At 64.0% G+C, this 22,602-nt stretch carries 29 protein-coding genes; 15 read left to right on the top strand and 14 right to left on the bottom strand.

The window, feature by feature from the left end:
• Positions 1-69 precede the first annotated feature (69 nt).
• From FJ434_RS27655 to FJ434_RS27635, 5 genes are all read right to left on the bottom strand, one after another.
• Positions 70-2,052, bottom strand: a complete 1,983-nt coding sequence (locus tag FJ434_RS27655; RefSeq protein ID WP_140750647.1) for a glycoside hydrolase family 127 protein — start codon at positions 2,050-2,052, stop codon at positions 70-72.
• A 22-nt stretch (positions 2,053-2,074) separates the two neighbouring features.
• Positions 2,075-2,932 (bottom strand): carbohydrate ABC transporter permease, encoded by an 858-nt coding sequence (locus FJ434_RS27650; RefSeq protein WP_140508458.1) that lies wholly within the window; start codon positions 2,930-2,932, stop codon positions 2,075-2,077.
• Positions 2,932-3,858 (bottom strand): sugar ABC transporter permease, encoded by a 927-nt coding sequence (locus FJ434_RS27645; protein WP_140718432.1) that lies wholly within the window; start codon positions 3,856-3,858, stop codon positions 2,932-2,934. The genes FJ434_RS27650 and FJ434_RS27645 overlap by 1 nt, the downstream gene beginning before the upstream one ends.
• A 375-nt stretch (positions 3,859-4,233) precedes the next feature.
• Positions 4,234-5,481: a sugar ABC transporter substrate-binding protein gene (locus FJ434_RS27640; protein ID WP_140718433.1), complete on the bottom strand. Its 1,248-nt coding sequence runs from the start codon at positions 5,479-5,481 to the stop codon at positions 4,234-4,236.
• Positions 5,482-5,543: 62 nt separating this feature from the next.
• Complete coding sequence (locus tag FJ434_RS27635; RefSeq protein ID WP_140750645.1) at positions 5,544-6,599, bottom strand: LacI family DNA-binding transcriptional regulator; 1,056 nt, start codon at positions 6,597-6,599, stop codon at positions 5,544-5,546.
• 62 nt (positions 6,600-6,661) lie between these two features.
• Here FJ434_RS27635 and FJ434_RS30410 point away from each other — a divergent pair, with 62 nt between their 5' ends.
• The 3 genes from FJ434_RS30410 to FJ434_RS27620 all read left to right on the top strand — a co-directional run bounded on the left by FJ434_RS30410 (position 6,662) and on the right by FJ434_RS27620 (position 7,650).
• Positions 6,662-7,162, top strand: a complete 501-nt coding sequence (locus FJ434_RS30410; protein WP_246676096.1) for a hypothetical protein — start codon at positions 6,662-6,664, stop codon at positions 7,160-7,162.
• Between the two features lie 4 nt (positions 7,163-7,166).
• Positions 7,167-7,358 carry a hypothetical protein gene (locus tag FJ434_RS27625; RefSeq protein ID WP_140718435.1) on the top strand — a complete coding sequence of 64 codons (192 nt, stop codon included), beginning with the start codon at positions 7,167-7,169 and terminating at the stop codon, positions 7,356-7,358.
• 73 nt (positions 7,359-7,431) lie between these two features.
• Positions 7,432-7,650 carry a DUF6500 family protein gene (locus tag FJ434_RS27620; RefSeq protein WP_140750643.1) on the top strand — a complete coding sequence of 73 codons (219 nt, stop codon included), beginning with the start codon at positions 7,432-7,434 and terminating at the stop codon, positions 7,648-7,650.
• Here the strand turns inward: FJ434_RS27620 and FJ434_RS27615 are convergent, their stop codons facing one another.
• Entirely contained in the window at positions 7,651-7,917 is a 267-nt protein-coding gene (locus tag FJ434_RS27615; protein WP_140750641.1) for a DUF1488 domain-containing protein, read from the bottom strand.
• Positions 7,914-8,168 (bottom strand): hypothetical protein, encoded by a 255-nt coding sequence (locus FJ434_RS27610; protein WP_140718438.1) that lies wholly within the window; start codon positions 8,166-8,168, stop codon positions 7,914-7,916. The genes FJ434_RS27615 and FJ434_RS27610 overlap by 4 nt, the downstream gene beginning before the upstream one ends.
• A 246-nt stretch (positions 8,169-8,414) precedes the next feature.
• Here FJ434_RS27610 and FJ434_RS27605 point away from each other — a divergent pair, with 246 nt between their 5' ends.
• The 3 genes from FJ434_RS27605 (at position 8,415) to FJ434_RS27595 (ending at position 11,128) form a co-directional block, all read left to right on the top strand.
• Entirely contained in the window at positions 8,415-8,729 is a 315-nt protein-coding gene (locus tag FJ434_RS27605) for a co-chaperone GroES (RefSeq protein ID WP_140750639.1), read from the top strand.
• 58 nt (positions 8,730-8,787) lie between these two features.
• On the top strand, positions 8,788-10,404 hold the full coding sequence (groL, locus tag FJ434_RS27600; RefSeq protein WP_140750637.1) for a chaperonin GroEL: 1,617 nt from the start codon (positions 8,788-8,790) through the stop codon (positions 10,402-10,404).
• A 226-nt stretch (positions 10,405-10,630) separates the two neighbouring features.
• Positions 10,631-11,128: a GAF domain-containing protein gene (locus tag FJ434_RS27595; RefSeq protein WP_140750635.1), complete on the top strand. Its 498-nt coding sequence runs from the start codon at positions 10,631-10,633 to the stop codon at positions 11,126-11,128.
• A gap of 94 nt (positions 11,129-11,222) precedes the next feature.
• Here FJ434_RS27595 and FJ434_RS27590 read toward each other — a convergent pair whose 3' ends face one another.
• Both FJ434_RS27590 and FJ434_RS27585 read right to left on the bottom strand, forming a co-directional pair.
• Positions 11,223-12,284, bottom strand: coding sequence for a YeiH family protein (locus tag FJ434_RS27590; protein WP_140750633.1), 1,062 nt, complete (start codon positions 12,282-12,284; stop codon positions 11,223-11,225).
• A 151-nt stretch (positions 12,285-12,435) separates the two neighbouring features.
• Entirely contained in the window at positions 12,436-12,813 is a 378-nt protein-coding gene (locus tag FJ434_RS27585) for an ester cyclase (RefSeq protein WP_181166025.1), read from the bottom strand.
• A gap of 345 nt (positions 12,814-13,158) precedes the next feature.
• On the opposite strand from FJ434_RS27585, the gene FJ434_RS27580 reads away from it, so the two are divergent.
• From FJ434_RS27580 to FJ434_RS27560, 5 genes are all read left to right on the top strand, one after another.
• Positions 13,159-13,644 (top strand): GNAT family N-acetyltransferase, encoded by a 486-nt coding sequence (locus FJ434_RS27580; RefSeq protein ID WP_140718445.1) that lies wholly within the window; start codon positions 13,159-13,161, stop codon positions 13,642-13,644.
• A 2-nt stretch (positions 13,645-13,646) separates the two neighbouring features.
• Entirely contained in the window at positions 13,647-14,030 is a 384-nt protein-coding gene (locus FJ434_RS27575) for an ACT domain-containing protein (RefSeq protein WP_140750629.1), read from the top strand.
• A 146-nt stretch (positions 14,031-14,176) separates the two neighbouring features.
• On the top strand, positions 14,177-15,610 hold the full coding sequence (locus FJ434_RS27570; protein WP_140750627.1) for an aldehyde dehydrogenase family protein: 1,434 nt from the start codon (positions 14,177-14,179) through the stop codon (positions 15,608-15,610).
• A gap of 117 nt (positions 15,611-15,727) precedes the next feature.
• Complete coding sequence (locus FJ434_RS27565) at positions 15,728-16,138, top strand: MbcA/ParS/Xre antitoxin family protein (RefSeq protein WP_140750625.1); 411 nt, start codon at positions 15,728-15,730, stop codon at positions 16,136-16,138.
• Entirely contained in the window at positions 16,132-16,830 is a 699-nt protein-coding gene (locus FJ434_RS27560; RefSeq protein WP_140750623.1) for an RES family NAD+ phosphorylase, read from the top strand. Before FJ434_RS27565 ends, FJ434_RS27560 begins: the two co-directional genes overlap by 7 nt.
• A gap of 21 nt (positions 16,831-16,851) precedes the next feature.
• On the opposite strand, the gene FJ434_RS27555 is transcribed toward FJ434_RS27560, so the two are convergent.
• Positions 16,852-17,724: a LysR substrate-binding domain-containing protein gene (locus FJ434_RS27555; protein WP_140750621.1), complete on the bottom strand. Its 873-nt coding sequence runs from the start codon at positions 17,722-17,724 to the stop codon at positions 16,852-16,854.
• Positions 17,725-17,848: 124 nt separating this feature from the next.
• Between FJ434_RS27555 and FJ434_RS27550 the strand changes: the two genes are divergently transcribed.
• Positions 17,849-18,052, top strand: coding sequence for a hypothetical protein (locus FJ434_RS27550; protein ID WP_140750619.1), 204 nt, complete (start codon positions 17,849-17,851; stop codon positions 18,050-18,052).
• Between the two features lie 28 nt (positions 18,053-18,080).
• Entirely contained in the window at positions 18,081-18,833 is a 753-nt protein-coding gene (locus FJ434_RS27545; protein WP_140750617.1) for a sulfite exporter TauE/SafE family protein, read from the top strand.
• 55 nt (positions 18,834-18,888) lie between these two features.
• On the opposite strand, the gene FJ434_RS27540 is transcribed toward FJ434_RS27545, so the two are convergent.
• Positions 18,889-19,458: a DUF308 domain-containing protein gene (locus tag FJ434_RS27540; RefSeq protein ID WP_140750615.1), complete on the bottom strand. Its 570-nt coding sequence runs from the start codon at positions 19,456-19,458 to the stop codon at positions 18,889-18,891.
• Positions 19,459-19,534: 76 nt separating this feature from the next.
• Positions 19,535-19,675 carry a hypothetical protein gene (locus FJ434_RS29945; RefSeq protein ID WP_181166024.1) on the bottom strand — a complete coding sequence of 47 codons (141 nt, stop codon included), beginning with the start codon at positions 19,673-19,675 and terminating at the stop codon, positions 19,535-19,537.
• Between FJ434_RS29945 and FJ434_RS27535 the strand changes: the two genes are divergently transcribed.
• Entirely contained in the window at positions 19,674-20,573 is a 900-nt protein-coding gene (locus FJ434_RS27535) for an AraC family transcriptional regulator (RefSeq protein ID WP_140750613.1), read from the top strand. The two genes, FJ434_RS29945 and FJ434_RS27535, sit on opposite strands and share 2 nt — an antisense overlap.
• Positions 20,574-20,610: 37 nt before the next feature.
• On the opposite strand, the gene FJ434_RS27530 is transcribed toward FJ434_RS27535, so the two are convergent.
• Positions 20,611-21,060, bottom strand: a complete 450-nt coding sequence (locus tag FJ434_RS27530; protein ID WP_027146284.1) for a universal stress protein — start codon at positions 21,058-21,060, stop codon at positions 20,611-20,613.
• A gap of 260 nt (positions 21,061-21,320) precedes the next feature.
• Here FJ434_RS27530 and FJ434_RS27525 point away from each other — a divergent pair, with 260 nt between their 5' ends.
• Positions 21,321-21,902, top strand: a complete 582-nt coding sequence (locus FJ434_RS27525) for a histidine phosphatase family protein (RefSeq protein ID WP_140750611.1) — start codon at positions 21,321-21,323, stop codon at positions 21,900-21,902.
• A 285-nt stretch (positions 21,903-22,187) separates the two neighbouring features.
• On the opposite strand, the gene FJ434_RS27520 is transcribed toward FJ434_RS27525, so the two are convergent.
• Positions 22,188-22,589: a VOC family protein gene (locus FJ434_RS27520; RefSeq protein ID WP_140508505.1), complete on the bottom strand. Its 402-nt coding sequence runs from the start codon at positions 22,587-22,589 to the stop codon at positions 22,188-22,190.
• Positions 22,590-22,602: the final 13 nt, after the last annotated feature.

Here is a 22,602-nt window from a genome sequence, read left to right as displayed (position 1 = left end):
GTCGTTCTCTTTCATCGTCCGGCGCATCGGCTTCGGCATGTTCCTGTTCGAGCGGCCAAGGCCTCTGCGTCAGCCGTCCCGCAGCCAGACCAGCATCCCGCCGGGCTCGCGGTTGTCCCAGGCGAAATAGGGGATGGCGGTCAGGCGCGTCTCGACCTTAGCCGGCGGTTCGGAGCGATAGAGCCCGTCCCGCCAGCCGTCGCCGGCATCGGCTTGCGCCGTGGCTGAAAGCGTCACCACACCGCCGAGCAGGTCCGGCTCGTCATGCGCCTCTATGCCGGCCGTACGCGGCAGGGTCAGGCGATGCAGGCTGGTGTCATTGTCCGTCGCCTCGACGCAGTAGATCAGCGGCCCGCGCGACAGCGCGACGCGGCCGGCATCCTGCCGAACCTCGGGATTGGCGTAGAGCCGCTCGATCGGCATTTCGAGATCGAGCCGGACACGGTCGCCCTTTGTCCAGTTGCGCCGGATGGCGGCGTAGCCGTCGCTGGTCAGTTCCTCGAGGTCGACCGCTTCACCGTTGATTTCCAGCTTGGCACTGGGACTCCAGCCCGGCACCCTCAAATACAGCGTGAACGCCACCGGCGCCTGCGGCTCGACCGTGATCTCGACCGCGCCATCCCAGGGGTAGCGGCTCGCTTGCGCCAGCGTGACCGGCACGCCCGATATGTCGAAGCGGGCGGTGGAGTCCCCGTAGAGGTGAACCGCAAGGGCGTCGTCGGCCAGGCTGTAGAAATAGCTGCCGATGGAGGCCACCATGCGCCCGACATTGGGTGGGCAGCAGGGGCAGCGGTGCCATTTCCATCTGTTGTGCTTGCCCCGGCTTTCCAGCGGGTTCTCGTAGAAGAACAGCGAGCCGTCGAGCGACAGGCCGGAGATGGAACCATTGTAGAGCGCGCGTTCCATCATGTCGGCGTAGCGGGCGTTCGGCCCCATGCCGAGCATGCGGCTCGCCCAGAACACCAGCCCGACCGAGGCGCAGGTCTCGGCATAAGCGGTTTCGTTGGGCAGGTCGTAGTCGCTGGTGAACCCCTCATTGTGCGCCGACGGACCGAGCCCGCCGGTGATGTAGAGGTTCTTGGTGGTGAGGTCGTCCCACAGGCGGTCGAGCGCCACCCGCAGCGTGTCGTCGCCATATTCGGTGGCGATGTCGGCCATGCCCGAATAGAGATACATGGCCCGCACCGCATGGCCGACGACCTTGTCCTGCTCGCGCACCGGGATGTGCGACTGGCTGTATTCGTAGGTCTTGAAGTGATAGGCCTTCGGGTCGGCGCCTCGGGCGCGCGCCTCCTCGTCGAAATAATGCGGTTGCTGGCCGCGCTGGTCGATGAAGTATTTGGCCAGCACCATGTACTTTTGTTCGCCCGTCACCCGCGCCAGCTTGACCAGCGCCAGCTCGATCTCTTCATGGCCGCAGTAGCCCTTCTTCTTGCCGGGCTCGGGCCCGAGCACCGAAGCGATGTGGTCGGCGTAGCGGCACATGATGTCGAGCAGCTTGCGCTTGCCCGTCGCCTGGTAGTAGGCGACCGCACCCTCGATCAGGTGGCCGGCACAATAGAGCTCGTGGCAATCGCGCAGATTGGTCCAGCGCTTGCCGGGCTGGATGCGCTGATACCAACTGGAGAGATAGCCGTCCTCCTGCTGCAGCCTGCCGTACATGTCGATGACGGCGTCGATCTTCCTCTCCAGTTCGGGGTTCTTGCGCCGGTAGAGCGAATAGGCCGCGGTCTCGATCGTCTTGCCGAGATCGGAATCCCAGAACATCTGCGTGGTCACCGTCGAACCGGTGAAGCCGGGGGAGGCGGCCTCGTCGGGAGACGGCGAGTGGAAGGGGATGACAATTCCGGGCGAGGGGCGGTCGGGGTCGATCTGCTCCAGCATGCGCGCCTCCACGCAGCGGTCGTAGAGGATGTCGGCGGTGCGTGTCGCGACCGCCTCGGCGCGGTCGCCCCAGAAGCCGCGCACATCGACCTGCGGCACCGGCAGCGGGCGGAAGGCGAGCTTCGGCTTGCCCGTCTTAGCCATTTTAGCGGTTTGCGATGCGGTCATGAACTCACTCCAATTCGGTCTGTTATTTGACGGCTCCGGCCATCAGGCCGCGGATGTAGAAGCGCTGCAAAGCGAGGAACAGGATCAGGCACGGCACCATCATCACGGTGACGCCCGCCTGCACGGCGCCCCAGTCGATGGCGCCGAAGCGGCCCGATTGAAGCGCGGTCATCATCACGGGCAGCGTGAATTTGGATTGGTCGGTCATCAGCACCAGGGCGGCGAGGAACTCGTTCCAGGCGCCGAGGAAGGCAAACAGCGCGATGGTCACGACGCCCGGCCAGACCAGCGGCAGCATCACCTTTATGAGCATGGTGGCGTTGCCGGCGCCATCCATGCGCGCGGCCTCCTCGATCTCGCGCGGCACCGCGTCGAAGGCGTTGCGCATCATGAAGATCGAGAACGGCAGCTGCAGCGTCACATAGACGCCGACCAGCCCGGTCAGCGTATTGTGCAGGCCAAGCTTGGTCAGCACCAGGAAGATCGGCGTCAGGATCGACTGGAACGGGATCATGATCGTCGACAGGATGAGGACGAAGAACAGATCCTTCAGGGGAAACCGAAACCGCGAAAAACCGTAGCCGGCGAGCACGCTGACGATGACCGACAATATGACCGTCATCACCGAGACATAGATGCTGTTCTGCGCCGAGGCCCACAGGCCATCGCCGAAACTGTTCAGTGTTTGATAGTTCTCGAGCGAGAAGCCGGACGTCGGCCAGGGCGGCAGCGGCGGCAGGCGGGCCTCCTGCGCCGGCTTGAAGGCCGACAGCACCGTCCACACGATCGGCGCCACAAACAGCACCGAGGCGACGATGCCGGTGGAGTGCCTGGCCAAGCGCGCGGCGAGCTTGCCTCTGCCTGACATCGCCTGCGCCATCAGTCGAGCCCCTCGGGCTTGCGCAGCAACCAGAGCTGGACGAGGCTGAGCGCCACAAGGATGACCAGCAGCACCATGGAAAGTGCGGCGCCATAGCCGAGCTTAAACGAGACGAAGGACTGGTTGAAGATCCAGTACACCGCCGTCAGCGTCTGGTTGCGCGGACCGCCGCGCAGGATGATGTAGAACTGGTCGAAGGCAAGGATCGAACCGGCCACCGACAGGATCAGAGCTAGCGCCAGCGTGCGGCGCATCAGCGGCAGGGTGATCGCTCGGAACCGTGCGAACGGTCCGGCGCCGTCGATAACGGCTGCCTCCTGCAGGTCCTGCGGGATCGATTGCAGGCCGGTCATCAGGATGATCATGGTGAAGCCGGCGACCTTCCACACCACCATGGCGATGATCGACCAGAAGGCCGGCTGGAAGGTGGCGAGCAGGTTGAATTTTCTGTCGATCAGGCCGAGGTCGTAGGCGGCCGGGCTGAACAGGCCGGAATCGACGTTGAGGAGCCATGACCAGAGCAGGCTCGCCGAGGCAAAGCCGACCACCGCCGGCATGAAGAACATGGTGCGGTAGAGGTTGGTGAACGGGCGCGGCCGCTCGATGAAGATCGCCAGCGGAAAGGCGACGGCGAAGATCGCGATGGTGACGACCAGCGTGTAGTAGCCGGTGAATCTCAGCGCGTTCCAGAACCTGGTGTCGCGCAGGATCGCCCAGTAATTGCCGAGGCCGATGAAGGAGTGCTCGCCCATCAGCGGCCAGTTGTGCAGCGACATCCAGGCCGTCATGCCGAGCGGGATGACGAAGAACAGCATGACCAGCGCCACCGCCGGCGCGACATAAAGCAGGCCGATCCATTGCCGGCGCCCGGCACCGACGAGTTTTCGGGCGCGAGGCGGGGCGGTGGTTGTGGCGATGGCGGTCATGGGTTGCCCTTTCCTTCTCCCCTTGTGAGGTGAGCGGCCGGTTCGCCGAAGGCGAATTCATCGTGCCAGTGCCACGATGAAAGGCCAGCGAACGCCGGGACGCTGCGAAGCAGCGGGGACCCGGCAGGGTGGATCGGCCACCCCCCGGCCCTTCGCAGGCTCAGGGCGTTGAAAGCTCGAAAAGCCAAGCAGTTGGCTTTTCGCCCGCTGCGCGGACCGCTTCTCACCCCACAAGGGGAGAAGGGGGAGCGAAGCTTGATACGCCCCGAACTCGTGATGGACATGAATTCTTTCAACGCGATAGCCTGCTATTTGGATGGAACAATTTCCGGCCGCCCGCCCAGGGAGACAGGCGGGCGGCCGGCAGGCGTCCGCTTACTTCTGCGGCGCCTGGTCGATGATCGACTGCATGGTCTCCTGGGCGTTGGCGATCGCGCCGTCGACGTCGTCGCCGAAGAAGACCTCGTTGATCATCTGCGTCCACGGGCCGTTGGCGGAGTTGATCAGGTCGTTGAAGACCACCGAATAGGGCGTCTTGCCCTTGGCCATCGCCTCGGCGGCGATCTGGTAGCGCGGATCGAGATCCTTCAGCGCGTCCTTGGCGATGTCGCCGCGCACCGGCAGGCTGCCATATTTGGCGAGGATCGTCTGGCCTTCGAGCGAATAGGCGAAGTCCAGGAACTCTTTCACCACGGCTAGTTTCTTGGTGCCCTTGGTGACGACGAAATTGTCGCCGCCGGCAAAGGACGACCAGTTGCCATCCTTACCCGGCAGGAAGGTGACGCCGTAGTCGACATTGGGATATTGCGTGTTGAGCGCGCCGATGGCGAAGGCGCCGGACGGCGAGATGCCGATATTGCCGGCGGCGAAGGCGGCAAAGAAATTGGCGCCGGTGTCGGTCTGCGCGCCCGCCGGCACCAGGTCCTTCTTGACCATGGAGCGGTAGAGATCGATGGCGCCGCGCAGCTGTGGGCTGTCCAGCGTCGCCTTCGAGCCGTCCTCCGACAGGATGTCGCCGCCCGAGGCCCAGATCAGCGGCGTGAAGGTGAAGATGTTGCAGCCGCCGCAATTGCCGGAGAAGTAAAAGCCCTTGATGTTGCCGCCAAGCGCATTGACCTTCTCGGCGTCGGCTTCGATCTCGGCCCAGTTGGCGGGACCTTTCTCGGGGTCGAGGCCTGCCTGCTTGAACAGCTTCTTGTTCCAGATCAGCACCGAGGCGTCGGCCGAGAAGGGCAAGCCGTAAATATGGTCCTTGTAAGTGCCGGTCTTCACATGCGCCGGCGACAGGCTGGAAAAATAGGGCAGGGACTTCGCCCAGTCGGTGATGTCCTCCAGCTGGCCGGCGGCGGCGAAGGAGGGCGTGTAGATCAGGTCGAGCGACAGCGCGTCGGGCGCCGTACCGCCGGCGGCCGCCGCGCCATATTTCGGGATGATCTCGGCATTGGGGATGATGTCGAGCTTGACCTGGTCCTTGTTCGCCTTGTTGAAGGCGTCGACGATCCTTGGCATGAAGTTCGAGCCGTCGGCGCGTACCCAGATGTTGGCGGTATCGGCGGCGGCAAATTGCAGGCCGCAGCCCAGAACGGCGGCCGTAAGGCCCAGTTTGGCAATCAAAGTCCTCATGTTCTCCTCCTCCACATTTGGCCGCGATGCGCGGCTTGCCGCCGATTGCGGCGCTTCGTTCTTCAGCCGTCTTTCTCACCATCCGGCAGGCGGCCGCAGGACTGCCGCACCACCAGCCGGCACGGCAGTTTTCTGATACCTGGCGTGGCGGGTTTGCCGCCGACCAGGGAAAGCAGGGTCAGCCCGGCCTCGCGGCCGAGTGCTGCCAGGTTCATGTCGACCGAGGTCAGCGGCGGGCGGGTCGCCTCCGCCACGATCTCCCAATTGTCGAAGCCGATGACGCCGATATCATTAGGCACGCCGAGGCCTCGTTCGCGCAACGCATCGATGACGCCGCGCGCGATCTGATCGTTGCCACAGAAGACGGCGTCCGGTTTTTCGCCTTTGGTGTCGAACAGTTTTGCCACGGCATCATGTCCCCAGGCTTCCGACCAGGAGCCGAGCAGCGGCTCGATCACCGGCAGGCCGTTTTCCGTCAGCACGGCGCGGTAAGCCTGCGCCCGTTCGTGCACCACGGCAAAGCTCGCCGGCCCGCTGACATGGGCGATGCGCTTGCGGCCGAGCCGGCAGAAATGCTCGATCGCCAGCCGCGCGCCGTCGCCGTCGTCGGAGACGAAGGCGACGGCGTCGGGATCGGGCTGGGTGAAGGCGTAGATCACCGGCACGCGCAGATTGGAGAGGTCGACCGGCAAATGGCGGTCGATGCGTTTGCCGGTGGCGATGATGCCGTCGACGCGCTTGTCGAGCATGGCCTCGACATGGAGCTGGCCGAGGCGCGGATCCTCCTCGACATTGCACAGGAACACCGAAACGCCGGCATCGACCAGCGCGTCCGATATGCCCGACATCAGCGGCAGCGAGAAACGGCCATAGGTATCGTTGGTGAGCAGGCCGACGGTGAAGGAGCGGCGTCTGAGGAGGCTCTGCGCCAGGCCGTTGGGACGGAAACCCAGGCTGCGCGCCGTCTCACGGATGCGCTCGCGGGTCTCAGCCGTCATGCGCCCCTGATCGTTGAGCGCTTTCGAGGCGGTGGCGACGCTGACGCCGGCCTGCGCGGCCACGTCACGCAAGGTGACGGGCTTGGGAAAGACCGGGACTGGCGGGTCGTCCGATGCCATCGCGGCAAGAATCCTTAGTTGGGAAAAGGTTTTCTCTTACCGGCCAAAACAAGGTCCGGCCAATGGCCGAGCCCGATCGGGAACATCTGGAAAAACCTTTTCTCAACTCAAGGCTAGGCCAGATCGAAGGACTGATCAAGGGGAAAAGTTGCAGTCGCTCGCGAGACCGGATTTCGCGACGGGTGCCGCCAATCGGAGCGGGGGTCACTGTTGGCCGCGTGCGCCAGCTGAAAGGATCCGACATCTCCCGGACCGATCGGCAGGTGGCGCCGATTTGGTATGCAAGGAGTTCGCGAAAAGGGTGCTATGGAGGACTGGGCATCCCTTTGCCGGGAGCCCATCCCGCGACATTCGAGGTCAGTTTCGTGCCGCTCTTGCCCGTCTTTGGAAAACTTGGCGCCAAGGCACCGGTTGCCGTCATTCCTGTGCCGGTCCGGACGGCAGGTCTTGCGGCGCGATTGCGGCAGGCCCTGGCCTCGTACGGCGCCAAGGCGTTGCAACTGTCGGTCGTCGTCTGGACGGTCGCTATCCTCGGCGCCGCATTTCTCTTCGCGCGAGGCTAGCCGCATGGCCGACCGTTATGCACTGCGCATGGACTTGCCCCAAAGCTGGGCCATCATCGATGTCTTTACCGGCCAGCCCGCGGTGGTCAGGCAAAGGGTGATGGTCGGCATGAGCCCGCAGGATGCCAACGCGCTGGTCGATCAGATGAATATCCGCGACGTCAAGCGCCGGGAGAGGGCCGAACGTAAATCCTGACCTGTCCAATGTTTGCCCAGGGCGGTACTTGGCGCGGGCAAGATCCCGCCGCACCGCAAATCAGAGGATTCTCGTGAGACCCAGCCTGAAGCAGAAGATACTGGAGGTCTGTGACCGCAGGATTTCCGAAAAAGGGCCCAGCGTCGGCGTGTCGTTCTATGCGTTCTTCGCCAACAGGAACGACGACCCCGAGTTGCTGATGGAAGTCGCCCAATGGTGGATCAGAACCCACCGCCTCGACCATTTTGAAAAGGCTGCGAAGATACGCACGATGGTCGCGGACCTCGGCTGATCAGCTGAAATCGGCGGCCGTCAGCGCATACAGGCTCTTGTGGGTGCGGCCGTAGGCCTTGGCGGCGACGTCGTGGATAGTGGAACTCGACCTGTCGAAGGCGGCAAGATAGCCGGCCTCGTCGGCGGCGGTGTCCGGCTGTATCCTGCTCATGGCGTCGGCTGCCACCGAGAAGGAAATCTGGAGCATGCCGTCATGGCCGACGAAACGAATGCGTTGGCCGGCCACATCATAGCTGCGGCTGCGATTGGGAAAGGTCAGGCTCATGTCTTGACCCCCGTTGCGGCGGCCTTCTTGGCCACCCGTTTCGTCTTAGGCGTCGGATTCAGCGCTTCCGCCACGCGGTCGGCTTCTTCCTTGGCCAGCCGCAACTCCCTCAGCCTTGCCGTCTTGATCGCCCTGGCTTTCGCCTCGGACATGTATTCGGCGGTTGCCTTGTTGCGCTCCGCGTTCTTCTTCTGCTTGTCGACAAAGCGGGCTTCAGCTTTTTCCATGATCGTCTGATTGCCGTCGGCCATCGAAGAAATCTCCTTTGCGCATGAAATCGTGAAAACGAACTTGTCGGATAAATAGGCGCTCGACCGGCAAAATTCAACTTTTTGAAATATTTGGCTGATTTCGGATATCAGGAAACCGGGTGCGAAAATAATACTTCCAATATCTAATTCCGTCCCACGATAAATTTTGGCACTCCTATCTATCGAGTGCCAAATCGCCTATAGAGAGGGCGCGGCCGCCTATGCCGGCCCCAGAAAGAAGTTCTCATGAAGTTCCGTCCACTCCACGACCGCGTCGTCATCCGGCGCGCCGAAGGCGATACAAAATCCGGGGGCGGCATCATCATTCCCGACAATGCCAAGGAAAAGCCGCAGGAAGGCGAAGTCATTGCCGTCGGCCCGGGGGCGCGCGACGAAAAGGGCGCGCTCGTTCCGCTCGACGTCAAGACCGGCGACTTGATCCTGTTCGGCAAATGGTCGGGGACCGAGGTCAAGATCGACGGCGAAGACCTGCTGATCATGAAGGAAGCCGACATTATGGGCGTCATCGAAAAGGCTGCCGAAGCCAAGAAGGCCGCCTGACTGGAGCGCCGCGCGTTCGGCGCGGCGACTGGCCCCTCAAACTCGAACGGAAAAAATCATGTCCGCCAAGGAAATCAAATTCTCCACCGATGCGCGTGACCGCATGCTGCGCGGCGTCGAAATTCTCACCGATGCGGTGAAGGTGACGCTGGGCCCCAAGGGCCGCAACGTCATCATCGACAAGGCTTACGGCGCCCCGCGCATCACCAAGGACGGCGTCACCGTCGCCAAGGAAATCGAGCTTGCCGACAAGTTCGAGAACATGGGCGCGCAGATGGTGCGCGAAGTGGCCTCGAAGACCAACGACCTCGCCGGTGACGGCACCACGACAGCCACGCTGCTGGCCGCTTCGATCCTGCGCGAAGGCGCCAAGCTGGTCGCCGCCGGCATGAACCCGATGGATTTGAAACGCGGCATCGACCAGGCCGTCGCCGCCGTCGTCGGGGAAATCAAGGCGAAGGCCAAGAAGGTCAAGTCGTCGGCCGAGATCGCGCAGGTCGGCACCATTGCCGCCAATGGCGACGCCAGCGTCGGCGAAATGATCGCCAAGGCGATGAACAAGGTCGGCAATGACGGCGTCATCACCGTCGAGGAAGCCAAGACCGCCGACACCGAACTCGACGTCGTCGAAGGCATGCAGTTCGACCGCGGCTATCTCAGCCCCTACTTCGTCACCAATGCCGACAAGATGCGCGCCGAGCTTGAGGACCCCTATATCCTCATTCATGAGAAAAAACTCGGCAATCTGCAGGCGATGCTGCCCATCCTCGAAGCGGTGGTGCAGGGCGGCAGGCCGCTGCTGATCATTTCCGAGGATGTCGAAGGCGAGGCCCTCGCCACCCTGGTCGTGAACAAGCTGCGCGGCGGCCTCAAGGTCGCGGCCGTCAAGGCGCCGGGCTTCGGCGACCGTCGCAAGGCGATGCTGGAAGACATCGCGGTGCTCACATCGGGCCAGATGATTTCCGAGGATCTCGGCATCAAGCTTGAAAACGTCACCATAGAGATGCTCGGCCGCGCCAAGCGCGTGCTGATCGACAAGGACACCACCACGATCATCGACGGCGCCGGCACCAAGGCGACCATCCAGGCGCGCGTCGCCCAGATCAAGGGCCAGATCGAGGAGACGACCTCGGACTACGACAAGGAAAAGCTGCAGGAGCGGCTGGCAAAGCTGTCAGGGGGCGTTGCCGTCATCCGCGTCGGCGGCGCCACCGAATCGGAAGTGAAGGAAAAGAAAGACCGTATCGACGACGCGCTGAACGCCACGCGCGCGGCCGTGGAAGAAGGCATCGTGCCAGGCGGCGGCGTCGCCCTGCTTCGCGCCCGGTCGGCGCTATCAGGCCTGAATGGCGCTAATGCCGATGTCACCGCCGGCATCTCCATCGTGCTTCGCGCGCTTGAGGCGCCGATCCGCCAGATCGCCGAGAATTCCGGTGTTGAGGGCTCGATCGTTGTCGGCAAGCTCGCCGACAGCAAGGATCACGATCAGGGCTTCGACGCCCAGAACGAGGTTTATGTCGATATGATCAAGGCCGGGATCGTCGACCCGGCGAAGGTGGTGCGCACGGCATTGCAGGACGCCGGCTCGATCGCGGCCTTGTTGATCACCGCCGAAGCGATGATCACCGACGTCCCGCCGAAGGACGCGGCACCGGCGGGCGGCGGCGGCTACTAAGATCCAGCCCGGACTGCGAAAGGTGGTTCATGGAGGCCACCTTTTCAGGCCCGACCTGTTGAGCTAGGACGGCGGCGGCTATCCTCATCTTGAGGCTTTCGCCGGGGTTGGGATTCACGCTAGACTATTTCCGTGGGCCGTTGGTGCAAAGCTTTGGCCGATTTGGGCTTTGCCCGATTTGGCAACCGATCGAACGGAACCGCGATCCTCAGTTCGGAGACAAGTCATGTTTGCGGCCCAGGCCATCGATACCTCAGACAAGGCCGCGTTCTATCGTGACCTCGCCAAGCAATTGAAGGCGCTGCTCGAGGGGGAGCACGACTCGATCGCCAACGCCGCCAACACCTCGGCGCTGATCTTCCAGATGGTGCCCGACCTCAACTGGGCCGGCTTCTACTTCCTGGCATCGGACGAAGAACTGGTGCTCGGCCCCTTCCAGGGCAAGCCGGCCTGCGTGCGCATCGCGGTGGGCAAGGGCGTATGCGGAACGGCGGTCGAGCTCGGCACCTCGATGCTGATCAAGGACGTGCATGATTTCCCCGGCCACATCGCCTGCGACGCCGCCTCGCGCTCCGAGCTGGTGGTGCTCCTGGAAGACGACGAGGGCGTCTTCGGCGTGCTCGATCTCGACAGCCCGACGCCCGGCCGTTTCGACAGTGCCGACCAGGCCGGCATCGAGGCGCTGGCGGCGATCTATGTCGCGGCGAGTTCGTTTGCGGATTGAATCCGGCTCACAAACAGATTCAGCTAAGGTCCCTAAGTCATTGTTTTAATAGATGCCGTATGTCCGTGTGCCCTCACGCGTGGGGACCGGAGTCTCAAACCAATTTCACCAGCATCAGGCTGAAGCAGCCGATGAACAGGAAGGCGCAGAAGGCGAGCGCCAGCGGGCGCAGGCCGCGCGAGCGCAACTGCGAAATGTCGGCCTGCAGGCCCATGGCGGCCAGCCCCATGGTCAGCATGATGGTGGTGGCGAGCACTATTGCCTGCTTCACTTCGGCTGCTATCGCGACAAGGCTGTTCAGCGCCACGACGGCGACGAAGGCGGCGACGAACCATGGCATGGGCGGTCGCGCCGCCGACTGGTCGCGGCTCCCGCGGCGTGCCATCAGGCCGAGCGCGATGACCATCGGCGCCAGCATGGCGACGCGCGTCAGCTTGGCCACGGTGGCGATCTCGCCGGACTGGGTGCCGTTCTGGAAGCCGGCGCCGATGACCTGCGCCACCTCATGGATCGAGGCGCCCGCCCACAGGCCGAAAGCATGCTGGTCGAGACCGAGCAGCGGCGCCAGCAGGGGAAAGCCGAGCATGGCGACGGTGCCGAACAAGGTGATCGAGGCGACGGCGTAGGTGACGTCCTCGTCGCGCGCGTCGGTGACGATGTTGGTGGCGACGATCGCCGAGGCGCCGCAGATCGAGGTGCCGGCGGCGATCAGCTGCGCCAGCCTGGCGTCGACGCCGATCAGCCGGCCGAGCGTGATGGTGAAGACGAAGGTGGCGCCAAGGGTCAGCGCCACGATCCCGACGCCGCCGGCGCCGATCGAGGCGACCTGGCCGAGCGTCAGCTGGAAACCGAGCAGCACGATGGCGAAGCGCAAAAGGCGTTTTTGCGAGAAGGCAATGCCGGCCTTGGCGTGCGCCGGTGTGCCGAGCACGTTTGAATAGACCATGCCGGCGACGACGGCCAGGATCATCGGGCTGAACAAGGCGAAGCCGGAGACATTGCGGGCCGAGAAGGCGACGGCGGTGATCATCGCCACCAGCACGATGCCGGGGATGATGCCGTTCCAAAGGGAATCGAGGCGCTTGCGGCCCTGCGCCAGATCGACGGAGATCGTGCTTTTCGGAATATCGTTCGCGACGCGGGTCAGGGAAGGCAATGCAATTCTCCAGGCGAGTACAACGGAGAAATGCCATTTCATGACCAATCATTCCAACGAATTATTTTCGTTAGAATGATCGAGTTTTCCGAACGATTTTGCTTGTGTCGAAAGGCTGCCGCACCCGGATCGAGCAGCGAAGAGGCCGAGACTACAGTTGCGCTTCGATCGCCACCTTGTCGACTACCGACCAGACGTTCCTGATCCTGTCGTTCAGGAATTCATAGAAGACGTTCTCGCTGAAGGAGACTTTCCTGCCGTTGATGGGCAGGCCGAGGAAAGTTCCCCTGGGCGTGCAGTTGAACTGGAGGCGGCTGGCTATGAATGGCGGGTCGGAGATCAACAGCTGGACGTCGAAAAAGAGGTCCGGAATTTCGCGAAAATCCCGCTCCAGCATGTCGCGGTAGCCTGACAGTCCAACCCGGTCGCCATTGTAATGCACCTCGTCATGGACGAAGCGATGCAGCCTTTGCCAATCCTGGTTGTTGAGACAGTCGATATAGCCTCGATAGAGATCGGTTTCGCTCACGGCGATGGCTCCATTGCTAGAACGCCCGATCGGGAAGATAGAACGGTCACGGATACAATCCAGCGCTTTACCCGCGAAGGCATCGACCCGGGAAGGCCGGCGACGCCTGGCGGCGGCTGGCCCAACGACCGGGCCAGACGGTGCCTTGACGCATCACGGTTGCTGCTCCAGCTTGCCGCCATGTTCGTTCTCGCTCCCGCCGACACCAAGCGACGCCGCCCCTGCACCGTGCGGAAGGGCACGCTGATTGCGCGACGAGGAAGACCGGCTTTATAGATCCGCTTCGTTTCCCACAGCCCGCCCGCGAAAAACGCCGGCGGGCTTTTTCATGCCTGGAGCCTTGTGATGATTGCCAATTCTTCCATCCGGTTTCGTCCAGCCGAGCCTGCCGATGCCGCCACGATCCGCGACATCGTGCGCGCCGCCTATGCCAGATGGGTGCCGGTGATCGGCCGCGAGCCGCTGCCGATGCGTGCCGATTACGACAAGGCGATTGCCGAACACCAGTTCGAGCTCGCCGTCGCGGAGGACCGCATTGTCGGCATGGTCGAGACCATGCTGGCCGACGATCACCTGTGGATCGAGAATGTCTGCGTCGCGCCGGAGGCGCAGGGCAGGGGCATCGGCCGGCTGCTGCTGGAGCGTGCGGAAACCAAGGCACGCGAGGCGGGACGCCCGGAGCTCCGCCTGTTAACCAACGGTGCCTTCGAAGCCAATGTGTCGCTCTATCGCAAGCTTGGCTATACGATCGATCGGGAGGAGCCGTTTATGAACGGAACGACGGTCTATATGAGCAAGCGGCCAGTTGGATGCCCGCCAATCGGAGCGTGAGGATGACTGCCAGGATCAAGCTTAAGCAACTCACTGGCCTCTATGCGATTTCGCGGCTTCAAGCCGGTGACGGCATTCCCGCCTGGACGGACCGACCGGGCTTCGTCAGCATCACCAGAACCGATGACGAGCTCTCGATCACCTGCCTCCAGGATCGCGTGCCGGATGCCGTCAAGCATGATCTCGACTGGGTCGCCTTCAAATTGCAGGGCCCCTTTGCGTTCGACGAAACCGGCATTGTGCTGTCGGTCATAAAGCCGCTGTCGGAAAACGGTTTGGGCATCTTCCTGGTATCGACATTCGATGGCGACCACCTGCTGGTGAAAGCGGCGGACGAGCCCGCGGCGAAAGGCTTTCTGCGCGAAGCCGGGCATACGCTGCTATAGTCCGCTCATCGCCGGCCGTTGATCAACGATTGGCGCGCAGGCTCAACCGCTTCGGGGGTTGCGTTTGACAGCGCCGTTTGCGCATTGTTATTTCGCGCCCGATATGACGGCCCGCCCGGCCATGCGGCACACTCCAGGAGAAACCCATGTCACACAATCTGCAGTTCTATATCGATGGCGCATGGGTCGATCCCGTCGTGCCTAACACGCTCGACGTCGTCGATCCGTCGAATGAGGATGTCTTCGCGCAGATCTCGCTCGGCTCCAAGGCCGATGTCGACAAGGCGGTGGCCGCTGCCAAGCGCGCCTTCGACACTTATGGCTTCACCTCGGTCGAGGAGCGCCTCGACATCCTCAGCCGCGTCATCGACGTCTACAAGAAGCGCAGCAAGGGCCTGGCGCTGGCCGTGTCGCGCGAGATGGGCGCGCCGCGCCAGATGGCGCTCGACAGCCAGGTCGGCATCGGCCTGGCGCATCTGACCAAGATGGCCGAGACGCTGAAGAATTTCCAGTTCCGCCACGTCAAGGGCAACCATCTGGTGGTCAAGGAGCCGATCGGCGTCGTCGGCCTGATCACGCCCTGGAACTGGCCGCTGAACCAGATCACCTGCAAGGTCGGTCCGGCACTCGCCGCCGGCTGCACCATGGTGCTGAAGCCGTCGGAAATCGCGCCGCTCAACGCCATCATCTTCGCCGAGATCATCGACGAGGCCGGCGTGCCGAAGGGCGTGTTCAACCTCGTCAACGGCGATGGCCCTGGCGTCGGCCAGGCGCTGTCCAGCCATCCCGACATCGACATGATGTCGTTCACCGGTTCGACCCGAGCCGGCATATTGGTGGCCAAGGCAGCCGCGGACACCGTCAAGCGCGTGCATCAGGAGCTTGGCGGCAAGTCGGCCAACATCCTGTTCCCGGATGTCGATCTCGCCACCGCCGTCAGCAAGGGCGTCGCCGGCTGCTTCAGCAACAGTGGCCAGTCCTGCAACGCGCCGACGCGCATGTTCGTGCCGCGCGACCGCCACGACGAGGCCGCCGGATATGCCAGGGTGGCGGCTGAAAAGTTCACCGTCGGCCCGGCCGATGGCGCCAACACCAAGCTCGGCCCTGTCGTCAGCCAGGTCCAGTTCGACAAGATCCAGGACCTGATCCAGAGCGGCATCGACGAGGGTGCGACACTGGTCGCCGGCGGCCCCGGACGCCCTGCCGAACTCAACCGCGGCTACTATGTCAGGCCGACCGTTTTCGCCGACGTCACCCACGACATGCGCATCGCGCGCGAAGAGGTTTTTGGGCCGGTGCTGTCGATCCTGCCCTACGACACGGTCGAACAGGCAGTCGAACAGGCCAACGACACCGTCTATGGCCTTGCCTCCTACATCCAGGCCAAGGACCTGCAGAAGGCCCGTGACGTGGCCGCGCGCATGCGCTCGGGCAACGTCTACATCAACTATCCCCAATGGGATGCCGGCCTGCCCTTCGGCGGCTACAAGCAGTCGGGCAATGGCCGCGAATACGCCGAATACGGGCTGGAGGATTTCCTCGAGATCAAGGGCATTGCGGGGTATGAGGCGGCGGAATAGGCGCGGGCGCCAGATTTCCTCGCCCTATTTCATGGGGCGAGGAACCGAAGTCCTGATGGCTTATCCTTGCCAATTGGCAGATACGTGCTATATATATGCCATTAGCGAGGTCTAAACATGCAGCTTCAGTCCATCGTCACCACACCGGCCACGGTTGGCAGCGCAATTTCGGATGAAGAGGCGGGCGCCTTGGCGCGGACCACGGTCAATCTGTTCAAGGCCTGGAATCTCACCGACTTCGAGGCCTGTGTCCTGCTTGGCGGCATCTCGGCGCGAACCTGGGCACGGTGGAAGGAAGGCGGCATCGGCCGGATCGACCGCGACCTGCGCACCCGCATGGCCCATCTGATGGGCATCCATAAGGGGCTGCGCTATCTCTTCACCGAGCCGGCACGCGGCTATGCCTGGATCCGCAAGCCCAATGCCGCCTTCGGCGGGCAATCCGCGCTCGACCTGATGCTGCGCGGCGACATCGCCGATCTCGCGGCGATGCGCGAATGGCTCGACGCGGAGCGTGGTGCATGGTGAGTGGGCTTGCGGTCCGGCGCCGCGTCCACTGGCCCCAGACCTATCGCATCATCCGCTCCATCCATCCGCCGATCGACTTGTTCGAGGACATCGCAGACCCGCGCGACTGGGAGGCGCTGGCCGCCGTCGAGGAGAAGACCAATCCGCGCATCCGGCTCGAGCTCGGCGATCTCGGCAAGGTGCCGGCCGCAAGGCGTGTTTCGGGTCCCGGCGCCAGTTTCGTCATGGCGCCTTTCGTGCATTGCTCGACCTTACGGCCCGGCCGCTTCTCGGACGGCAGCTACGGTATCTATTATGCCGGCGACAGCGAGGACGTGGCGCTGGCCGAAACCATCCACCATCACCAGAAATTCATGCGCGCCACCAATGAGGCGCCCGGCTGGACGGCCGATTTCCGCGTGCTGATCGGCAGCGTCGACCGCGACCTCGACGACGTCAACGCCGTGCCCGGCGTGCTCGACCCGGACGACTACGCCGCGTCGCAGGCGGAAGGGCGGGCGTTGCGGGCCGCCGGCAGCGATGGGCTGGTGTGGAACAGCGTGCGCATGGCGGAAGGAGAGTGCATCGGCATCTTCTGGCCCGACGTCGTCGGTGTCCCGGTCCAGGGCCGCCACTACAGTTATCACTGGGACGGCGCCCGCGTCGATTTCGTGCGCCAGCACGACACGGGCAAGGTGTTGGAAGTGGTATGACCAGGCCGGTGCGGCTTGACCTCACACCAGCGCCGCCGCCAGCAGCTTCGCCTGCGGCGTCAGCGCTTCGAAGCTGCGGGCGCACAGATTGAGCTGGCGCGTGGCCCAGTCATCGGTGAGCCGCAGGCTGCGCAGCGTGCGGGCGGCGCGGCGCGCGGCACTTTCGGGCACGATGGCGATGCCGGCGCCTTGCGAGACCAGCCGGCAGACATTGTCGAGGCCTGGCACGCGGATGCGGAAGTGCAGGTGGCCGCCGAGCCTGGCGGCCTGGCGGGCTATGTGCTCCTGCAAGGGATGGCCGGCGCTCAAGCCGACGAAGGCTTCACCGAGAATGTCGGCAAGGGCGGCGGTACGGCTTTCGAGGCTGGGCTGGGTCCGCGCGATGATCACCACGAGCCGGTCGACGAAAAACGGCTTCTGCTCGAGATGCGAAAGACCGGCCCAGGTCGCGGCGATGCCGAGATCGGCCGCACCGTTCGCCACCGCCTCGGCGATCTCATGGCTGGGGCGTTCGTCGAGGTCGACGTCGATCCGGGGGTGCGCGGCCAGGAAGGCCGGCAGTGTGTCGCGCAGCAGTTCACTGGTCGCCGCCGTATTGGCCATCAGCCGCACGCGGGCGCGCAGGCCAGTGGCATAAGCGCAGAGCTCGCCGGCCATGGCCTCGATCTGGTTCTGCACCGCGCGCGCATGGTGGAGCAGCGCCTGTCCGGCCGCCGTCGGCACCACGCCGCGGCGCAGCCGCTCCAGAAGCGGCGCGCCCAGGCTTTCCTCCATGCCCTTGATGCGCGCGCTTGCCGAGGCGAGGGCGAGGCCGGCGAGTTCGGCGCCACGCGTGATGCTGCCGCGTTCGGCCACCAGCAGGAACAGCCGGAGATCGGTGAGGTCGAAGCGCATTTTTTCGCTCCTGCAAATCGTATCGCGTCGTTTCAGCCTTCGTGCTGGCCGAAGGCTGGCAGCGCAACTTCCACATTGTGGGCGGCGTGCATCTCAGTCAAATCATTTGCGGTGGAGATGTGTGATGCGTGAAAAAACATCAGGCCGGCAAGGCCTCGGGATTCTTGAAAGCGCGGCGATCGTGCTGGCGCTCGCGGTGGCCTCGCTTGCCACTGCGCAAATGCAGTCTGGCGTGCGGGGATGCGCGGTGACGGCGGCTTCCGTCAGCCGCGACGCCGTAACGGCAAAACCGGAAGCCGAGGCGACGGACATGTTGCTGCACGACTGAAGGAACCCGGCGTGCCCAAAGTCCATCCATGCTGAGCGGGGCCATAGCCTTCATCGGCGCCGTCTTCCTCGCTGCCGGCTTCGTCAAGGGCGTTGTCGGCATGGGGTTGCCGACCGTGGCGATGGGCCTGCTGGCGGTGACCATGCCGCCGGCGCAGGCCGCCGCTCTGCTGTTGATCCCGTCGCTGGTCACCAATCTCTGGCAGTTGTTCACCGGTCCGTCCTTCGGCGGCTTGTGCAAACGCCTGTGGATGATGATGGCCGGCGTCGTCATCGGCACCGTGACCGGCGCCGGCCTGCTGACCGGCGCGCACACGATGATGGCCTCGGCCGGGCTTGGCGCCGCGCTGGTGCTCTATGCACTGGTCGGCCTGGCCAAGGCCGGCTTCACCACGCCGCCGCGCCATGAGGCTTGGATATCGCCGCTGGTCGGTGTGGCGACCGGACTGGTCACCGGCGCCACCGGCGTCTTCGTCATTCCCGCGGTGCCTTATCTGCAATCGTTGCGGCTGGAGAAAGAGGACCTCATCCAGGCGCTCGGCCTGTCCTTCACCGTATCGACCTTGGCCCTTGGCTTCGGACTATTCACGACCGGCGCACTGGTATCGCCGACGGCGCAACTGGCGGGGTCGGTCCTGGCCCTGGCGCCGGCGCTGGCCGGCATGTTCATCGGCCAGGCGCTGCGCCAGAGGATGAGCGTCGGGACCTTTCGCACGGTGTTCTTCGCCGGCTTGCTGGTGCTGGGTGCCTATCTCGCGCTGGAGGCTGTGCTGCGGGGCTAAAAAGGGCCGGGCCGCAAACGGTCTTGCGAGTGTTTCGGCCAGGCCCAGCACGGGATCAAGCGGTGGGCTTGCGTGCCTGCATGACGCTCAGCCATATCGCCGAGACGAGAAAATAGAAGGCGCCGAACGCGGCATAGGGCGCGATATCGGTGATGCCCGGCGTCGCGGTGCCGATTGCCTGTTTGATGAAGAAGCCGCCGGCAAGCGCCGACTGCGCACCGCTCAGCACCATCGCCCATTGCGCGCCGGCTCGCCAACGGCGCACACCGGTCGCAAGCTGGAACAAGCCGGAGAGAACGGCCCACGCCCCGAACACCGCCAGGACCGCGTGCGGGCCCTGTCCAAGAGCGATGAAGACCGCGATGGCCGTGATCGTGCTGACCGCCGCGTTGAGCGCCTGGCTGGAATTGGCCTTCAGTCCACCGCTGCGCTGCGCATCCAGACTATTGGCGATCGCGTCCCATGCGGGGTAGGCGACCAGCAGTACCGCCGCGACCGGCGGCGCGCTTTTGCCAAGGGTAAAGGCGGCCGCTACCCAGGCCACCGAAAAGCCTGCCCGCAGGAAATAATATGACTTCAGCCATTGCGATGCGGCGTCGGGTGCCTGGAGTGTTTGAGTGCTCATTGGAACGTCCTGTCTTGCTGGTTGGAATGGCCCGAGGGCGGCGAGTTGACCCGCTTGATCGACTGGGATCATGTCCTCAGGTTGGATGATTGGAACAGCTCATGCTCGCGGCTTTGCTTGCGGGAACGGCTTTAATCCAAGGTAAAAACAGCGCATAATCAGCACGAAATGCGCTATCGTCGTTAGGAATGTAGGGGAACCGGCTGACCGCATCCATGACGGAATCGCCTGAAAATTTGTCCATTCTTCCGGATGGAGCATCCCACGTTACCGGCGATCTCCTGTCGCATGTGCTGGCGCAGATCAGGCTTACCGGGGACCAGGTTTTTTCGCGTTCGCTGGCAAAGGCGGAACAACTCGATCTCGACGAAGGGCAAGCCCATATCGTCGTGGTGACAGCCGGCGCGCTGCACATGGAGAGCGAGGATCAGGCCCCTGTCGTCATCGAGGCCGGCGACCTCGTGCTCCTGCCTCGCGGTCCCGGTGGGTCGCGGCTGGTGGCGTCGCGTGCGCAGGTGGCGATCGTCACCTGCCGCTTCTGGTTCGATCCGGATAGTCTTCGGGGGATGATCTTTGCCTTGCCGCAATCCATCCATATCGGACGTGCCCAGGGGGCAGGATGGATAGACGGAATGCTGCCGTTCCTGATGATCGAAACCAGCGACGCCCAGCCCGGCGCGGCCTTGATGATTTCCCGCATCATCGACCTCATGGTCATCCGCACCTTGCGCAGTTGGGTCCATGAAGGACATGCCACGGGCTGGCTCGGCGGGCTTTCGGATGCACGCATCGCCCGATCACTGAAAGCCATCCACGAAAGGCCGCTGCAGCGGTGGAGCATCAATGAACTGGCCGACAAGGCGGGCATGTCGCGTTCGAGCTTCTGCGAGCGCTTCGCCGCGCTCGTCGGGCGCTCGCCGCTGCGCTATCAGAATGAATGGCGCCTAGGCCTGGCCCGGGACCTGCTGGCCAGGCGAGACGCGCGCGTGGGCGAGATCGGCTTGCGCATCGGCTACGAGTCCGAGGCCGCCTTCAGTCGCGCCTACAAACAGCTTTTCGGGCATCCGCCACGGGTTGAATATGCCCTGGCGAATGAACCCGCCAAGCAGCGCTGACCGAGGGCGCCATTTTGAAGATACCGAGTTGCGGCCGCTACCGCACCACGAGCACCGGGATCTCGGTGTAGGACAGCACTTCCGCCGTCTGGCTGCCCAGAAGCAGCCTGCCCAGCCCGCGGCGGCCATGCGAGGCCATGACGATCAGGTCGCAACCTTGCGCCTTGGACAGGTCCAGGATCGCTTCGGCGGGTCGGTTGTCCTCGACATGGACCAGCTTGGCGGACACGCCGGCGGCGTCGGCCGATGCCTTGCACTTGTCGAGCACTTCCTTGCCGTAGCGGCGCGCTTCTTCCTGGTAGACGGCCAGCTCATCGCCGGCGACGTAGCCGGCCATGGCGCCGCCCCAGGCGAAGATCGGGAATTGTTCCGAAACGGTGATGAAGGTGACGGCGGCGCCGATGCCCTTGGCCAGCGTGAGGCCATGGGCAACGCCCTTGTCGGCCAGTTCCGAGCCGTCGGTGGCGATGAGCAGATGTTTGTACATGATGATCCGACCTGTGATGCCTGATGACTATCCAACAGAGGTAGTTATGCCCCCGCGCTCATTCATTGAGCCAATGCGGCGGGGATCAGGGCCAGAGATGTGGCCCAATATCGGTGCTTGTTGTCGGAGCGGCCGACCGTCGGCCTCGGCGCCGCCCCTCAGCGCCAATCTGTCGAGAAGAGGCATGGCACAATTTCGCCGGCCGGATTCCCCTTTGCGAAACCGTCCTCTAAGGTGCCGCCGACATCGAAGGGCATCCCATGAGCAACGCGTTTCCGCAGATCCATCTGGTCCGGCATGGCGAGACGGCATGGAGCCTTTCGGGACAGCATACCGGGCGCACCGACATGCCGCTGACGCCGGCCGGCGAGGCGGCCGCGCGCGGCGTCGCGGAGCGGCTCAAAGGCTTGTCGTTTTCCGCGGTTTGGTCAAGCCCTTCGCAACGCGCCTACAACACCAGCGTGCTTGCCGGCTTTGGCGCGACAAGCGTCAAGGTGGACGACCTGCAGGAGTGGGATTACGGCGCCTATGAAGGGCGCACGACGAAAGAAATCCTGGCCGAGCGGCCGGGCTGGAACGTGTTTCGCGATGGCTGCCCGCAAGGCGAGATGGCGGCCGATGTCGGCGCCCGTGCCGACAGGATCATCGAGCGCCTGCGCAGGGCCAACGCCGACATACTGATCTTTTCCAGCGCGCATTTCCTGCGCGTGCTCGCCGCCCGCTGGCTCGGCCTGCCGCCGGAAGGCGGCGCGCTGTTCGTGCTCGACACGGCCAGCATCAGCGTGCTCGGCTACGAGCATGACCTCGGCGAGCCGGTTGTGCGCAAGTGGAACCTGAAATAGGGGTGCAGCGGTGCCTGCTCAGCGCGGAAGCGCCCGTCACTTCGTCATCCAGGGCGGAGCAAGGAGCGTAGCGACGCGGCGCAGACCCCTGGAGCTGCTCCGCAGCCCAAGGGATCCATGCCGCGAACTCAAGGCGTCTCCACGGTGCCGATCCTGTTCCGCTGCATCCCCCGATTGCTGTCACGGCATGGATACCAGGGTCTCCGCGACGCCGCTTCGCGGCTGCTTCGCACTGGTATGACGAACGCGGAGAGCCTCGGCTAATTCCGGATGCTGGGCTGCTCTCTACCTCTCGAACTTCCTGATCGCCTCGGCGGTGACGGGCTGGAAGAAATTCACCAGATTGCCGTCGGGGTCGCGGAACAGCAGCGAGCGGTTGCCCCAGGGCATGGTGGTGGGCTGCTGCACGATCGTGTTCTTGATAAGGTCCGACAGCCGGGCGAATTCGGCATCGACGTCGCCGACGCGGAATTCGAGGATGGCCGTGTGGTTGTCGGCGGGACGGGCGATGTCGCCGCCGAACAGCATCAAAGTGCGCGTGCTGCCGATCGCCAGCGTGCAGGCCGGTGTCGCCAGTTCGGCGAAGTCTTCCGTGTATACCGTCACCGGCATGCCGGTGATCTCGCCGTAGAAGCGCACGAGGCGCTGGACATCTGATGTGATGATGCGGACAGAGACGAAATTCATCGCATTGGCTCCT

The sequence above is a fragment of the Mesorhizobium sp. B2-5-13 genome (genome assembly GCF_006440535.1).
GTDB lineage: Bacteria > Pseudomonadota > Alphaproteobacteria > Rhizobiales > Rhizobiaceae > Mesorhizobium > Mesorhizobium salmacidum.
Note: the sequence above shows the minus strand (reverse complement) of the source record. Positions and strands in the feature narration are given on the sequence as shown.

What these genes read in the sequence shown, in the direction of transcription:
- FJ434_RS27520 (WP_140508505.1), bottom strand. Translation starts at nt 22,589, where the DNA reads ATGAATTTCGTCTCTGTCCGCATCATCACATCAGATGTCCAGCGCCTC.
- FJ434_RS27540 (WP_140750615.1), bottom strand. Translation starts at nt 19,458, where the DNA reads ATGAGCACTCAAACACTCCAGGCACCCGACGCCGCATCGCAATGGCTG.
- FJ434_RS27580 (WP_140718445.1), top strand. Translation starts at nt 13,159, where the DNA reads ATGATTGCCAATTCTTCCATCCGGTTTCGTCCAGCCGAGCCTGCCGAT.
- FJ434_RS27555 (WP_140750621.1), bottom strand. Translation starts at nt 17,724, where the DNA reads ATGCGCTTCGACCTCACCGATCTCCGGCTGTTCCTGCTGGTGGCCGAA.
- FJ434_RS27550 (WP_140750619.1), top strand. Translation starts at nt 17,849, where the DNA reads ATGCGTGAAAAAACATCAGGCCGGCAAGGCCTCGGGATTCTTGAAAGC.
- FJ434_RS27595 (WP_140750635.1), top strand. Translation starts at nt 10,631, where the DNA reads ATGTTTGCGGCCCAGGCCATCGATACCTCAGACAAGGCCGCGTTCTAT.
- FJ434_RS27530 (WP_027146284.1), bottom strand. Translation starts at nt 21,060, where the DNA reads ATGTACAAACATCTGCTCATCGCCACCGACGGCTCGGAACTGGCCGAC.
- FJ434_RS27575 (WP_140750629.1), top strand. Translation starts at nt 13,647, where the DNA reads ATGACTGCCAGGATCAAGCTTAAGCAACTCACTGGCCTCTATGCGATT.
- FJ434_RS27605 (WP_140750639.1), top strand. Translation starts at nt 8,415, where the DNA reads ATGAAGTTCCGTCCACTCCACGACCGCGTCGTCATCCGGCGCGCCGAA.
- FJ434_RS27565 (WP_140750625.1), top strand. Translation starts at nt 15,728, where the DNA reads ATGCAGCTTCAGTCCATCGTCACCACACCGGCCACGGTTGGCAGCGCA.
- FJ434_RS27635 (WP_140750645.1), bottom strand. Translation starts at nt 6,599, where the DNA reads ATGGCATCGGACGACCCGCCAGTCCCGGTCTTTCCCAAGCCCGTCACC.
- FJ434_RS27640 (WP_140718433.1), bottom strand. Translation starts at nt 5,481, where the DNA reads ATGAGGACTTTGATTGCCAAACTGGGCCTTACGGCCGCCGTTCTGGGC.
- FJ434_RS27570 (WP_140750627.1), top strand. Translation starts at nt 14,177, where the DNA reads ATGTCACACAATCTGCAGTTCTATATCGATGGCGCATGGGTCGATCCC.
- FJ434_RS27650 (WP_140508458.1), bottom strand. Translation starts at nt 2,932, where the DNA reads ATGGCGCAGGCGATGTCAGGCAGAGGCAAGCTCGCCGCGCGCTTGGCC.
- FJ434_RS27545 (WP_140750617.1), top strand. Translation starts at nt 18,081, where the DNA reads ATGCTGAGCGGGGCCATAGCCTTCATCGGCGCCGTCTTCCTCGCTGCC.
- FJ434_RS27525 (WP_140750611.1), top strand. Translation starts at nt 21,321, where the DNA reads ATGAGCAACGCGTTTCCGCAGATCCATCTGGTCCGGCATGGCGAGACG.
- FJ434_RS29945 (WP_181166024.1), bottom strand. Translation starts at nt 19,675, where the DNA reads ATGGATGCGGTCAGCCGGTTCCCCTACATTCCTAACGACGATAGCGCA.
- groL (WP_140750637.1), top strand. Translation starts at nt 8,788, where the DNA reads ATGTCCGCCAAGGAAATCAAATTCTCCACCGATGCGCGTGACCGCATG.
- FJ434_RS27625 (WP_140718435.1), top strand. Translation starts at nt 7,167, where the DNA reads ATGGCCGACCGTTATGCACTGCGCATGGACTTGCCCCAAAGCTGGGCC.
- FJ434_RS27655 (WP_140750647.1), bottom strand. Translation starts at nt 2,052, where the DNA reads ATGACCGCATCGCAAACCGCTAAAATGGCTAAGACGGGCAAGCCGAAG.
- FJ434_RS30410 (WP_246676096.1), top strand. Translation starts at nt 6,662, where the DNA reads ATGGCCGAGCCCGATCGGGAACATCTGGAAAAACCTTTTCTCAACTCA.
- FJ434_RS27615 (WP_140750641.1), bottom strand. Translation starts at nt 7,917, where the DNA reads ATGAGCCTGACCTTTCCCAATCGCAGCCGCAGCTATGATGTGGCCGGC.
- FJ434_RS27645 (WP_140718432.1), bottom strand. Translation starts at nt 3,858, where the DNA reads ATGACCGCCATCGCCACAACCACCGCCCCGCCTCGCGCCCGAAAACTC.
- FJ434_RS27610 (WP_140718438.1), bottom strand. Translation starts at nt 8,168, where the DNA reads ATGGCCGACGGCAATCAGACGATCATGGAAAAAGCTGAAGCCCGCTTT.
- FJ434_RS27560 (WP_140750623.1), top strand. Translation starts at nt 16,132, where the DNA reads ATGGTGAGTGGGCTTGCGGTCCGGCGCCGCGTCCACTGGCCCCAGACC.
- FJ434_RS27535 (WP_140750613.1), top strand. Translation starts at nt 19,674, where the DNA reads ATGACGGAATCGCCTGAAAATTTGTCCATTCTTCCGGATGGAGCATCC.